This is a genomic window from Nocardioides secundeburneus (assembly GCF_039939255.1).
Taxonomy (GTDB): Bacteria; Actinomycetota; Actinomycetes; order Propionibacteriales; family Nocardioidaceae; genus Nocardioides.
On record NZ_JBDUUE010000006.1, the window covers coordinates 449,806 to 462,391 of the forward strand.

Sequence of the window (12,586 nt, forward strand, 5' to 3'; positions counted from 1 at the left end):
TCAGAAGCGGCGCGTGTAGCCGCGCTGGGGCACCTGGTCGACGAGACCGCGCCAGCGGTTGCCGCTCTGGTAGCGGGTGATGTCGAAGACCGCCGCCTGCAGCCGGATGCGCGGCGGCGAGCCGAGGCAGGTCTTGGGGATGCCGAGACGGATCTGGCCCTGACCGACCAGGAAGGTGCTGAACAGCCGGCAGGGCACGTACTGCGAGCGGATGTGGCCCTGGCCGTCCTCGTAGTAGGTGACCAGGAAGGCGCCGCGGCGGTTGTCGCCGTCCTTCTGGCTGTAGGCGAACGCCTGGTACTCGTAGCGCCGGTCGCCACGGGTGTCGATGATCAGCCGGATCACCTGCGCCTTGCGGGCCGTGAAGCGACCGGTCACGGTGGCCCAGTAGCAGGCGTCGCCGCGCTTGTTCCACACGCCGAGTCCGGCGACGTCGACGCCGCGTGGCCCGTCGTCACGGCGGTCGCCGTAGACCTGGCTGGGCCGGCCGTTCGCGCAGCCGCGCGCCCGCGCCTCGACGGGCTGCGCCACCCGGGCGCCGGCGGCCGGCAGGTCGTCGCGCGCCTCCGCCCGGCCGGGGAGGGCGAGCAGGGCGGCGACGAGGACGAGCACGAGGCCACGGAGCACGGCCGGCACGATACGCATGACCGCGGTGTACCCCGCGCGCCGAGGGTCTACTCCCGCGCGTCGACGGAGGTGGTGATCTGCACCTGCACCTCACGGATGCGCAGGCGCACCCGCTCGCGCAGGTCGTCGGGTGCCGTCTCGGAGCACGAGCGCGCGACCACGGACTTCACCGTGCGCTGGAGGTCGTACTTGACCAGGCACGGGTTGCAGGAGTCGAGGTGCACGCGGACCGCGGTGCAGTCGGCGTCGTCGAGCTCGTTGTCGATGAAGTAGACGATGCGCTCGAGGAAGTCGGCACAGTCCTGGTCGGCCTGGAGGTCGCCGTGCGAGTGGTCGTGGCTCATCAGGACTTCGCCTCCACGGTGGCGGCCGGCAGGAGGTCGTTGGTGCGCACGTAGTCGGCGAGCATGTCGCGCAGCTGACGGCGTCCGCGGTGAAGGCGCGACATCACGGTGCCGATCGGCGTCTCCATGATCTCGGCGATCTCCTTGTAGGCGAAGCCCTCGACGTCGGCGAGGTAGACCGCGAGCCGGAACTCCTCGGGCAGGCGCTGGAGGGCGTCCTTGACCTGCGAGTCGGGCAGGTGCTCGAGCGCCTCCATCTCGGCCGACTTCAGGCCCGACGAGCTGTGCGACTCGGCCCGCGCGAGCTGCCAGTCCTCGACGTCCTCGGACATCGACTGCTGCGGCTGGCGCTGCTTCTTGCGGTAGTTGTTGATGAAGGTGTTGGTGAGGATGCGGTACAGCCACGCCTTCAGGTTGGTGCCCGGCTTGAACTGGTGGAAGGCCGAGTAGGCCTTCGCGAAGGTCTCCTGGACGAGGTCCTCGGCGTCGGCGGGGTTGCGCGTCATGCGCATCGCCGCGCTGTAGAGCTGGTCGAGGAACGGCAGGGCGTCACGCTCGAAGCGCAGGGAGCGCTCGGCCTCGGTCTCGGTGTCGAGATCGACGGGCTCGGGCTCGACTGCGGCGTCGAGGTCTGGGAACTCAGTCATCGCGTCCCAGCGTACGTCGCTCGCGGGACGCTCCATCACGGCCATCACGACAGGTGGAACACGTCATCGCCCCGCCCCATTCCCCGCGACCTCGCGCACGATCCACTCCAACGTCGACTCGACCACGATCTCGAGCGCGTCGGACTGGCTGAGCCCGCCCCGCTTGGGGACGACGAACGAGTGGTCCGCGCTGGGGACGACGGCCATCTCGACGTCGACGGGAAACGCCTCGGGCCGCCCCATGGAGTCGCGCTCGCCCTGCACGACGAGCGTCGGCACGCTGGCCCCGCGCAGCTCGGGGAGCCGGGTCTTCTCGGGCCGGCCGGGAGGGTGGAGCGGGAAGGCCAGCGCCAGGCAGCCGACGGCGCCGAGGCTCCTGGCCGTGCGCGCCGCCGAGCGCGCGCCCGCCGACCGGCCGCCCACCACCAGGGGCGAGCGGGTGCGCAGCTTGTTGGCGCCGGCGACGAAGGCGGCGTCGAGCGTGGGCGGGGCGGTGGCGACCTTGCGGCCGGCGCGGCGCCAGGGCTGCTCGAAGCGCACGACCGTGACGTCGTTGCGCGGCAGCGCGAGAGCCAGCGCCTCGAGGTCGTGGGTCTCGATGCCGTTGCCGGCGCCGTGGCTCAGCAGCAGCGTGGCGATCGGTCGGCGGGCGCTGTCGGAGACCAGGCGCCCCTCGCCGTGGGGCGTGTCGACGAGCATCTCCCGACGGGTCACAGCAGCGTCCCCTGGGCGTCGTCCGGGTCGACGGGGTCGTCGTCGACCGGGAGCGGCTCGACGAGCCACGCGCCGTTGTTGCGCACGTTGCCGACGGCGGCGGAGACCGGGTAGGCCTCGAGGCGCCCGGGCGCGGCCGGCACCAGCAGCGCGAGGAGGTCGTCGGTGGGCGTGCGCGGGTCGAGCCAGGAGCCCCAGCGGTCGGGCTCGACCATGAGGGGCATGCGGTCGTGGATGCGGCCGACGTCGTCGGTGGCCTCGGTGGTGATCACGGTGCAGGTCCAGCGGAAGCGGTGTGGGTCGTCGTCGTCGCGGGCGGGGTCGCGCCAGACCTCGTAGAGGCCCGCCATGGCCAGGGTGCCGTGGTCCTTGGGCCGGATGAAGAAGGGCTGCTTGCGCGGCTTGCCCTTCGCCGTGACCTCGGCGGTCTCGTACCACTCGAAGTAGCCGTCGGCCGGCAGCAGGCAGCGGCGCTTGGCGAACGCACGCCGGTAGGCCGGCTTCTCGGCCACGGTCTCCATGCGGGCGTTGATCATCCGGCTACCGATCCCGGGGTCCTTGGCCCACGACGGCACCAGCCCCCACCGCAGGGTGCGCAGCTGCCGCTGCGGGTCGGTGGTGACCGGTTCCTCGCCGTCGCGCGCCGACGGCACGCGCTCGACGACGGCGTAGACGTCCTTGGTCGGCGCGACGTTGTAGTCGGGCTCGAGCTCGGCCTCGATGCGCGTCTCGACGACGTCGAACTCCTCCGCGAGGTCGTCGGGGCGTCGGCTCGACGCGTACCTGCCGCACATGACGACCAGCCTAGGGGTGTCCACGGACGATGCGCCGGGGACTAAGTTGTGGGCCATGAGTCTCAGCCGCCTCGTCGCCCGTCCCCTCATCGCCGTCGGCATCATCGCGCTGGCCCAGGGCAACCTGCGCAACCCGGCCGCCGCCGCGCCTGCCGCTGCCACGGTGACCGACAAGATCGTCCCGGCCGCGAAGAAGGCCGGTGTGCCGCTGCCCGACGACACCGAGACGCTGGTGCGCCTCAACGCCGCCACCCAGGTCCTCGGCGCGCTCGCCCTCGGCACCGGCCGTGCCCCGCGCCTGGGCGCCTCGCTCATCGCCGGCTCGCTCGCGCCGACCACGATCGCCGGTCACCCGTTCTGGAAGGAGACCGACCCGGGCGCCAAGAAGGTGCAGCAGATCCAGTTCTTCAAGAACCTCGCCCTCTTCGGCGCCCTGGTCATCGTCGCCGGCGACACCGACGGCAAGCCGGGCGTGGCCTGGCGCACCCGACGCGCCGCCAAGGACGCCCGTCGCGAGGCCAAGCACCTCGCCACGTCGGCGCGCCGCGAGGCCAAGCTGGTCAAGGCCAAGGTCTCCTGAGTGACTGACGGCGGCGCCCTGCCCGACCCCTGGCCGGCACCGCGCGTGCACGACCCGGTCGACGTCACCGTCTCGCTGCCGGGCAGCAAGTCGCTGGCCAACCGGGCGCTCGTGCTGGCCGCGGTCTCCGACGGCCCGTCCGTCGTGCGGCGGGCGCTGCGCTCGCGCGACACCCTGCTCATGGCCGCGGCGCTCGGCTCGCTCGGCTCCGACGTCGACACCGCCGACGCCGACTGGCCCGTCACCCCGGGGGCGTTCGACCGCGACGCCGACATCGACTGCGGCCTGGCCGGCACGGTGATGCGCTTCGTGCCGCCGGTCGCGGGCCTGTCCACCGGTGCGGTCGCCTTCGACGGCGACCCGCACATGCGTCAGCGCCCCATCGGCGAGGTGCTCACCGCGCTGAGCGCCCTCGGCGTCCGCGTCGACGACGACGGCCGCGGCGCCCTGCCGTTCACGGTCCGCGGCACCGGGTCGGTGCCCGGCGGCACCGTCACCATCGACGCGTCGGCGTCGTCGCAGTTCGTCTCGGCCCTCCTGCTCGCCGGGGCCCGCTTCGAGCAGGGCGTCGACGTCCGCCACGACGGCAAGCCGGTGCCCTCGCTGCCGCACATCGAGATGACGGTCGCGGTGCTGCGCGAGCGCGGCGTCGACGTCGACGACAGCGAGCCGAACCGCTGGACCGTGGCGCCCGGTCCCGTGAAGGCCGTCGACGTCACCATCGAGCCCGACCTGTCGAACGCCGCACCGTTCCTCGCCCTCGCCGCCGTCAGCGGCGGTCGCGTGACCGTGCGTGACTGGCCGGCCTCGACCACGCAGCCCGGCGACGAGCTGCGCTCGATCCTGTCGCTGATGGGCTGCACCGTCGAGACGGTCACCGGCGGTCCCGACGCCGGGCTCCGCGTCACCGGTCCCGAGCGGCTGCAGGGCGTCGACCTCGACCTGCACGACGTCGGCGAGCTCACCCCGGCCGTCGCGGCGCTCTGCGCGCTGGCCGAGGGCCCCTCGCACCTGCGCGGCATCGCCCACATCCGCGGCCACGAGACCGACCGCATCACCGCGCTCGCCACCGAGCTGAGCGCGCTCGGCGCCGGCGTCGTCGAGCACCCTGACGGCCTGTCGATCACCCCCGCTCCCCTCCACGGCGGCGTCTTCCACACCTACGCCGACCACCGCATGGCCCACGCCGGCGTGATCATCGGCGCGGGTGTCGACGGCGTCCTCGTCGAGGACGTCGCCACCACGAGCAAGACGTTCCCCGACTTCGCCGGCTTCTGGTCGTCGCTGGTCTGAGCGCGATGTCCAGGGGCTACTCCGACCACGACCCCGAGCACTACGAGCGACCCCGCCGGCGCACGCGCCCCCGCACCAAGGAGCGGCCGAGCTACGACGACGCCGTCGAGGGCGTGGTGGTCACCGTCGACCGCGGCCGCTTCACGCTGCTCCTCGACGGCGTCACCGTGCTCGCCGTCAAGGCGCGTCCGCTGGGCCGCAAGGGCGTGGTCGTCGGCGACCGGGTGCGCGTGGTCGGCGACACCTCCGGCGACGAGGGAGCACTCGCCCGCATCGTCGAGGTCGTCGCCCGGACGACGACGCTGCGACGCACGGCCGACGACGACGACCCGGTCGAGCGGGTCGTCGTCGCCAACGCCGAGCAGCTCGTCGTCGTCACCGCGCTCGCCGACCCCGACCCTCAGCCGCGCCTGCTCGACCGCGCCCTGGTGGCCGCCTACGACGCCGGCATGACGCCGTTGCTGTGCCTGACCAAGGCCGACCTCAAGGAGCCCGACGAGCTGCTCTCGACCTACCGGTCGCTGGGCGTGCCGTGGGTGGTCACCCGACGTGGTGGCGACCTCGCCGAGGTCCGCGAGCGGCTCGCCGGGCACACCAGCGTGCTCGTCGGCTCCAGCGGCGTCGGCAAGTCGACGCTCGTCAACGCCCTCGTGCCCGACGCGCTGCGCGAGGTCGGGCACGTCAACGCCGTGACCGGTCGCGGGCGGCACACGTCGACGTCGGCCTACCTGCTGCCGCTGCCCGAGCACGGGGGCGAGGGCGGCTGGATCATCGACACCCCCGGCATCCGCTCGTTCGGGCTCGCCCATGTGCGACCGGAAGACCTCATCGAGGCGTTCCCCGACCTCGACGAGATGACCGAGGAGTGCCCGCGCGGGTGCACCCACGGCGACGGCGAGCCGGAGTGCGGTCTCGACGAGGCCCTCGCCGCCGGCGCGGCCGATCCCGACCGGGTGGCCTCGTTCCGGCGGCTGCTGGCCGCACGCAGCGGCGCCGACTACTGAGCCGGCGTGGCGGCGGCGTCGGAGAAGCTCTCGGGCGGGTAGACCGCCTTGGCGCCGGCCTCGCCCGTCAGGACGGTGTAGACCAGCGTGACGACAGCCAGGAGGGCGACCACCCCGGCGGCACCCAGCCGGACCCGCGGAGAGCGCTGGTGCAGCCAGCCCGTCACGACGACCAGCGCCAAGGTGAAGACCGAGCCGACGATGCGGAAGACGTCGGCGTACTCCTCGTGCTTCTCGATCTGCTCGTTGCCCTGGAAGAACGACACGCTCTCCTTGAAGTTCTCCCCGCTCAGGTAGGAGGCCCAGATGGAGACGAAGCCGATGGCCGCGCCGACCAGCAGGGGCCAGCGCAGCCACGAGCGCCACGCCGGCACCAGGTAGGCGATCGCGCCGAGCGCCACCGCGGGCACGAGCACCACGGTGAGGTGGACCAGCAGCGCATGGGCCGGCAGGTCGTTGATGCGCAGGAGCAGGGGGGCGATCAGCATGGATGAACGTTAAACCAGATGCATGAGAATAGGGTGAGGGCCGTGCCGAGCAATCCAGTCGACTACACCGACGACCTGCGCCTGGCGCACGTCCTGGCCGACGACGCCGACGCCCTCACCACCGCGCGCTTCAAGGCGCTCGACCTGCACGTGATGAGCAAGCCCGACCTCACGCCGGTCACCGACGCCGACGAGGCCGTCGAGGAGGGCATCCGCCGCACGCTGTCGCGGGTGCGCAGTCGCGACGCGATCACCGGCGAGGAGCAGGGCTCGAGCGGTCACTCGCAGCGCCGCTGGATCGTCGACCCCATCGACGGCACCAAGAACTTCGTGCGCGGCGTGCCGGTCTGGGCCACGCTCATCTCGCTCGCGGTCGACGACGAGGTCGTGCTCGGCGTCGTCTCGGCTCCGCAGCTGCAGCGGCGGTGGTGGGCCTCGCAGGGCCACGGCGCCTGGACCGGGCGCTCCCTGCTCAAGGCCACCCGCATGCAGGTCTCCGACGTCCGGCGCCTCGACGACGCCTCGCTGTCGTACTCCTCGTTCACGGGCTGGGAGGAGCGCGGCCGGCTCGACGACTTCATGTCGCTGGCCCGCCGGTGCTGGCGCACCCGGGCCTACGGCGACTTCTGGTCGTACATGCTGCTCGCCGAGGGCGCGGTCGACATCGTGGCCGAGCCCGAGCTGCAGGTCTACGACATGGCCGCTCTCGACGTCATCGTCCGCGAGGCCGGCGGCCGGTTCACCGCCCTCGACGGCAGCGACGGACCGTGGGGCGGCAACGCGCTCGCCACCAACGGCCACCTGCACGACGCCGCCCTGTCGTTCGTGGGCGGCCTGCGCGACGACCACGAGGGCGACGCCGACTGGCCGACCTCGGGCCCCGGCTCGGTCAGCCACCTGAGCGACCACCGTCACCGCGACGACCGCGACGGCCCCGGCGACGACCGTGACAGCGACCAGCCGGACCGTTAGGTTCACCGCATGCGCATCGGCGAGATCCTCGAGGCCAAGCCCAGCAGCGACGTCGTCACCATCACGCCCGAGGCCGGCGTGCGCGAGCTCATCGCGCTGCTCGCCGAGCACAACATCGGCGCACTCATCGTCAGCGCCGACGGCGCGAGCCTCGACGGCATCGTGAGCGAGCGCGACGTCGTCCGGCACCTGCACCACGACGGCACCGTCATCAACAACACCGTCGCCGCGATCATGACCAGCGTCGTCGAGACCTGCACGCCCGACGACGACCTCGACGCGGTGATGAGCACGATGACCGCCAAGCGCTTCCGGCACATCCCCGTGGTGGCCGACGGCGCCCTGGTCGGCATCGTGTCGATCGGCGACGTCGTGAAGTACAAGATCGGCCAGCTGCAGTTCGAGCGCGACCAGCTCGACTCCTACGTGCACCAGCAGTAGCGGGTGGCCGCCCCGTCGCTCTCGCTGTCCACCGCGTCCGGGCGGTGGGTGCTGCTCGCCACGATCCTCGGCTCGGCCCTGGCCGGCATCGACGCCACCGTGGTGAACGTGGCCCTCCCGGCGCTGGGCAGCTCGCTCGACGCCGAGTTCTCGGCCCTGCAGTGGACCGTCTCCGCCTACGCGCTGACGCTCGCCTCCTTCATCCTGCTCGGCGGCACCCTCGGCGACCGTTTCGGACGACGCCGTGTCTTCGTGATCGGCGTGATCTGGTTCGCCGTCGCGTCGCTGGCCTGCGGCCTCGCCCAGGACGTCGGCACGCTCATCGCCGCGCGGGCCGTGCAGGGCGTCGGGGCCGCCCTGCTGACGCCGGGCAGCCTCGCCCTGCTGCAGGTGACCTTCCGCGCCGAGGACCGCGCCCGGGCGATCGGCGCGTGGTCGGGTCTCGGTGGCGTCGCCACCGCGATCGGCCCCCTGCTCGGCGGCTGGTTGGTCGACGTCGCGTCGTGGCGCTGGGTGTTCCTCATCAACCTCCCGCTCGCCGCGATCGTGGTGTGGATCGCTCTGCGTCACGTGCCCGAGACCCACGACGACGCCGCCGACGGCACCGACGTCGACTGGGTCGGCGGCCTGCTCGGCGCCGTCGCCCTGGCCGGGCTCACCTTCGCCCTCATCGAGTCGTCACGCGGCGCACCGTTCGTGGTCGGGGCGGTCGCCGTCGGCCTCGTCGGCGCGGCCGGGTTCGCCGTCCGCGAGCGCCGTGCGGCCTACCCCGTGCTCCCCCTCGACGCCTTCCGCTCGGCGCAGTTCAGCGCGGTCAACGGCGTCACGTTCCTCGTCTACGGCGGCATCGGTGTCGTGTTCTTCCTGCTGGTGGTGCAGCTGCAGGAGGTCTCGGGCTTCGGCCCCGTCGCGGCCGGGTCGTCCCTGCTCCCGGTGACGGCGTTGATGCTGCTGCTCTCGGCCCGCTCGGGCGCGGTGGCCGCCCGCATCGGCCCCCGGCTCCAGATGTCCCTCGGACCACTGGTGTGCGCCGGCGGACTCCTCCTGCTGGCCCGGGTCGGGGCCGGCGCCGACTACCTGACCGACGTGCTGCCCGGCGTCCTCGTGTTCGGGCTCGGGCTGTCGATCCTGGTGGCGCCGCTCACCGCCGCTGCGCTCGGTGCGGCGCCCGACGAGCACGCCGGCATGGCCTCCGGCGTCAACAACGCCGTGGCCCGCACCGGTGGCCTCGTGGCGGTCGCCGCGGTACCGGTGCTCGCCGGCGTGACGGACGGCGTGTCCGACGGATTCTCCCACGCGCTGTGGATCTCGGCCGGCGTCCTCGTCGTGAGCGCGGTCGTGGCCGCGGCCACCGTGCGCAACGACGTCCTCGACGCCGACGACCACGACGACCACGACGACAGCCCGGTCCAGCACGAGAGCCCCGACCTGCAGCAGCTGAGCCACTGCGGGGTCGGGGCCCCGCCCCTCGCGTCGGCCTGCGACGACGAGGGGCGTCCGGCCGGTCGGTGACCGGCCCCGTCGTCAGGGCATCAGGCCGCTCGGCACGTCCCGCCCGAAAGGCTTGCTCGGCGACGAGCGCGAGTCGGACGGGTCGGAGCCGGCCCGCACCTCGCGGCCGTCGGAGACCTTGCCCCGGTCGGTGTCCCAGTGCAGCGGGTCGCTCTTGCGCTTGCCGTGGCGCTTGTTGGCCGCGCCGGTGACCTCCTGCCGGTCGCCGAGACCGTCACCGTCGGTGTCCCTGAGCACCGGGCTCGTGGTGCGGAACCCCACGCCGAACAACCTGCCCTGCGCCCGCACTCGCACCCTGACCTTGGTGCCCCGGATCTCGGCGCGGTCGCGCAGGCCGTCGCCGTCGGTGTCGGCCTTGCACGGGTTCGTCCGCACGAGGCCGATCCTCTTCTTGCCGCCCTTGCGCGTGACGACCTGGCCGAGGCGCTTGCCGCTGCGCTCCGCGCCGTCGCGCAGCCCGTCGCGGTCGGTGTCGGCGCGCGTGGGCGAGGTACGACAGCCCCGGTACAGCCCGGGCATCGGACCGCGCACCTCGAGGCCGTCGTCGATGCCGTCCCCGTCGGTGTCGGCCCGACGCGGGTTCGTGCCGAGCGCCTGCTCCTGGGCCGTGGTCAGCCCGTCCCGGTCGGGGTCGAGCGTGCCGGGGTCGACGGCGTCGTCGGCGGGATCGCGGGGGTTCGTGCCCTGGTACACCTCGACCCCGTCGAAGGTGCCGCCGTCGTCGGTGTCGAGGTCGAGCGGGTCGGTGCCGAGCTGCTGCTCCTGGGCGTCGGTCAAGCCGTCGCCGTCGGAGTCGGCGGTCACCGTCTCGTCGGCGGGGTCGAGCGGGTCGTTGCCGGCGAACACCTCGACACCGTCGCTGACCCCACCGTCGTCGGTGTCGGGGTCGGTCGGGTCGGTCCTGGTGGTGTTGACCTCGGCGCCGTCGAGCAGCCCGTCGTCGTCGGTGTCCCGGTCGTTCGGGTCCGTGCCCGCCGCCTGCTCCTGCGCCGTCGTCAGGCCGTCGCTGTCGGCGTCGGCGCCCCGGTCGTCGTCGACGGGGTCGAGCGGGTTCGTGCCGAGGGCGACCTCGAGACCGTCGTTGATGCCGCCGTCGTCGGTGTCGGCGTCCAGCGGGTCGGTCCCGTAGGTCTTCACCTCGGCGCCGTCGAGCAGCCCGTCGCCGTCGGTGTCGGGGTCGGCCGGGTCGGTGCCGGCCGCCTGCTCCTCCGCCCCGTCGAGGCCGTCACCGTCGGGGTCGTCGAAGGCGCGGTCGTCGAGCGGGTCCAACGGGTCGAGACCGTAGCTGACCTCGAGACCGTCGGCGAGGCCGCCGTCGTCGGTGTCGGCGTCGAGCGGGTCGGTCTGGTGGGTGTTCACCTCGGCGCCGTCGCCCAGCCCGTCACCGTCGGTGTCGGCGTCCGCCGGGTCGGTGCCCAGCTCGGCCTCCTCGGCGTCGCTCAGCCCGTCGCCGTCGGCGTCGGAGGCCACCGGCTGGTCGTCCGAGGCGTCCAGCGGGTCGGTGCCGGCCGCGACCTCGTCGCCGTCGTCCACGCCACCCTCGTCGGTGTCAGCCACCAGCGGGTCGGTCTCGTGGGTCTTGACCTCGGCACCGTCGCTGAGCCCGTCGCCGTCGGTGTCGGGCTTCGTCGGGTCGGTGCCCAGCTGGGCCTCCTCGGCGTCGGTCAGCCCGTCGGCGTCGGCGTCGACCGCGGCCGGGACGTCGTCGGAGCCGTCGAGGGGGTCCGTGCCGTTGGCGACCTCGACGCCGTCGACCACACCGCCGTCGTCGGTGTCGGCGTCGAGCGGGTCGGTCTCGTGGGTCTTGACCTCAGCCCCGTCGCTGAGCCCGTCGCCGTCGGTGTCGGGCTTCGTCGGGTCGGTGCCCAGCTCGGCCTCCTCGGCGTCGCTCAGCCCGTCGCCGTCGGCGTCGCTGGACGCAGGGTCATCGTCGGCCGGGTCGTTCGGATTCGTCCCGGCGGCGATCTCGGCGCCGTCCGGGACGCCGCCGCCGTCGGTGTCGGCCTTCAGCGGGTCGGTGTCGTGGGTGTTGACCTCGGCACCGTCCCACAGGCCGTCGCCGTCGGTGTCCGGCTTCGTCGGGTCGGTGCCCAGCTCGGCCTCCTCGGCGTCGCTGAGGCCGTCGCCGTCGGTGTCGGCCACGGGCGGCTGGCCACACAGCACCCCACCCGTCGGCGCCTTCGCCGCCGCCGACATCGCACCGAGGTCGAGGCCGACCTCGGCCAGCGTCGAGCCCAGGCTGCTCACCTGCAGGTCGACGGAGACGACCGAGGCCAGGGTCGCGGTCGCCGAGGTGGCGTCCTTCGTCACCTGCGGCAGCGCGACCCTGACCACGAGGGCGGCCTTGACCAGGCCGAGGTCGATCGGCACCTCGAGGCCGCCCGGGCCGGGCTCGACCGTGAGCGACCGGCCGCCGACCTCCACGGTGACGAGCGGGGCGTCGTACGACGCCGCACCCTGCGTGCCGTCCGCGGTGGCGGTGAGCACGGCCGGGCTGGCGACGTCGACCACGGCGGCCCCGCCGAGCAGCGAGACGTTGCCGACGTCGGTGCGCGACGTCGACACGACCGCGTCGCCGTCGCCGGGACCGTCGACGAGACGCGTCGAGGTCGTCGACGTCGACGCGTCGACCGTCGCGGTGGCTCCGAGCCCACCGACGCCGAGCACCGTCAGGCCCGCCAGCCGCGTGCGCGACGAGCCGACCACCCGCTCACCGCCGGACACGGGCGGACAGCTCTCGTCGTCGGTGTAGGCAGCCGTCACCGCCCCCTGCAGCACGCCCACCGTGGCCAGCGGCGCCAGGTCGACGGGCAGCAGGGTCCGCGACGTCGCTCCGGACGGCGGGGCGGTCCGGGTGATCCGGTCGACCGGCAGGTCGGTGCCGCCGAGCGCCAGCTCGAGGTTCGCGCTGGTCGACGTCACGTCGGGGGTCGCCGTGGTGTCGGTGGTCGTCTGCGCGTGCCCGACGCCGACCCCGGCCAGGCTGCCGCCGAGCAGTGACGCGTCGAGCCGGACGATGTCGCCGTGGGCCCCACCGCCGAACGCACCCGGCGGCACGGCCGCGGAGGCCGGCGGCGCGGAGCCGAGGCCGGTGGTCATGGCGACCGCGATCACGAGGGACGTGACGGCGGCGGCCGGGCGCAGCAGGTTCAGGTGCGCAACACGCATGG

The 12,586-nt window shown here is 73.5% G+C and carries 13 protein-coding genes; 6 read left to right on the plus strand and 7 right to left on the minus strand.

All coding sequences use genetic code 11. The annotated features are described in order from the left end of the window. From ABFT23_RS18475 to ABFT23_RS18495, 5 genes are all read right to left on the minus strand, one after another. On the minus strand, positions 1-645 hold the full coding sequence (locus ABFT23_RS18475) for a hypothetical protein (protein WP_347897827.1): 645 nt from the start codon (positions 643-645) through the stop codon (positions 1-3). Between the two features lie 29 nt (positions 646-674). Further along, on the minus strand, positions 675-971 hold the full coding sequence (gene rsrA / locus ABFT23_RS18480; protein WP_347897829.1) for a mycothiol system anti-sigma-R factor: 297 nt from the start codon (positions 969-971) through the stop codon (positions 675-677). Then, positions 971-1,618 (minus strand): sigma-70 family RNA polymerase sigma factor, encoded by a 648-nt coding sequence (locus tag ABFT23_RS18485; protein WP_347897831.1) that lies wholly within the window; start codon positions 1,616-1,618, stop codon positions 971-973. The genes rsrA and ABFT23_RS18485 overlap by 1 nt, the downstream gene beginning before the upstream one ends. Positions 1,619-1,681: 63 nt before the next feature. Continuing rightward, on the minus strand, positions 1,682-2,332 hold the full coding sequence (locus ABFT23_RS18490; protein ID WP_347897833.1) for an alpha/beta hydrolase family protein: 651 nt from the start codon (positions 2,330-2,332) through the stop codon (positions 1,682-1,684). Further along, positions 2,329-3,126, minus strand: a complete 798-nt coding sequence (locus tag ABFT23_RS18495) for an SOS response-associated peptidase (RefSeq protein ID WP_347897835.1) — start codon at positions 3,124-3,126, stop codon at positions 2,329-2,331. Before ABFT23_RS18495 ends, ABFT23_RS18490 begins: the two co-directional genes overlap by 4 nt. A 55-nt stretch (positions 3,127-3,181) precedes the next feature. Between ABFT23_RS18495 and ABFT23_RS18500 the strand changes: the two genes are divergently transcribed. The 3 genes from ABFT23_RS18500 to rsgA are packed head-to-tail and all read left to right on the plus strand — an operon-like array spanning position 3,182 to position 6,003. Further along, on the plus strand, positions 3,182-3,706 hold the full coding sequence (locus ABFT23_RS18500; RefSeq protein ID WP_347897837.1) for a hypothetical protein: 525 nt from the start codon (positions 3,182-3,184) through the stop codon (positions 3,704-3,706). Beyond that, positions 3,707-4,999, plus strand: a complete 1,293-nt coding sequence (gene aroA, locus ABFT23_RS18505; protein ID WP_347897839.1) for a 3-phosphoshikimate 1-carboxyvinyltransferase — start codon at positions 3,707-3,709, stop codon at positions 4,997-4,999. A 5-nt stretch (positions 5,000-5,004) separates the two neighbouring features. Next, positions 5,005-6,003, plus strand: coding sequence for a ribosome small subunit-dependent GTPase A (rsgA, locus tag ABFT23_RS18510; RefSeq protein WP_347897841.1), 999 nt, complete (start codon positions 5,005-5,007; stop codon positions 6,001-6,003). Here rsgA and ABFT23_RS18515 read toward each other — a convergent pair. After that, positions 5,997-6,491, minus strand: coding sequence for a DUF2231 domain-containing protein (locus ABFT23_RS18515; RefSeq protein WP_347897843.1), 495 nt, complete (start codon positions 6,489-6,491; stop codon positions 5,997-5,999). The genes rsgA and ABFT23_RS18515 overlap by 7 nt on opposite strands. A gap of 18 nt (positions 6,492-6,509) precedes the next feature. Here ABFT23_RS18515 and ABFT23_RS18520 point away from each other — a divergent pair, with 18 nt between their 5' ends. The 3 genes from ABFT23_RS18520 to ABFT23_RS18530 are packed head-to-tail and all read left to right on the plus strand — an operon-like array spanning position 6,510 to position 9,416. After that, positions 6,510-7,463, plus strand: coding sequence for an inositol monophosphatase family protein (locus tag ABFT23_RS18520; RefSeq protein WP_347897845.1), 954 nt, complete (start codon positions 6,510-6,512; stop codon positions 7,461-7,463). Positions 7,464-7,472: 9 nt separating this feature from the next. Then, a complete protein-coding gene (locus tag ABFT23_RS18525) occupies positions 7,473-7,904 on the plus strand; it encodes a CBS domain-containing protein (RefSeq protein WP_347897847.1) in 432 nt (143 codons plus the stop codon). 3 nt (positions 7,905-7,907) lie between these two features. After that, positions 7,908-9,416 carry an MFS transporter gene (locus ABFT23_RS18530; protein WP_347897849.1) on the plus strand — a complete coding sequence of 503 codons (1,509 nt, stop codon included), beginning with the start codon at positions 7,908-7,910 and terminating at the stop codon, positions 9,414-9,416. A gap of 12 nt (positions 9,417-9,428) precedes the next feature. Here the strand turns inward: ABFT23_RS18530 and ABFT23_RS18535 are convergent, their stop codons facing one another. Continuing rightward, on the minus strand, positions 9,429-12,584 hold the full coding sequence (locus ABFT23_RS18535) for a hypothetical protein (protein ID WP_347897851.1): 3,156 nt from the start codon (positions 12,582-12,584) through the stop codon (positions 9,429-9,431). Positions 12,585-12,586 lie beyond the last annotated feature (2 nt).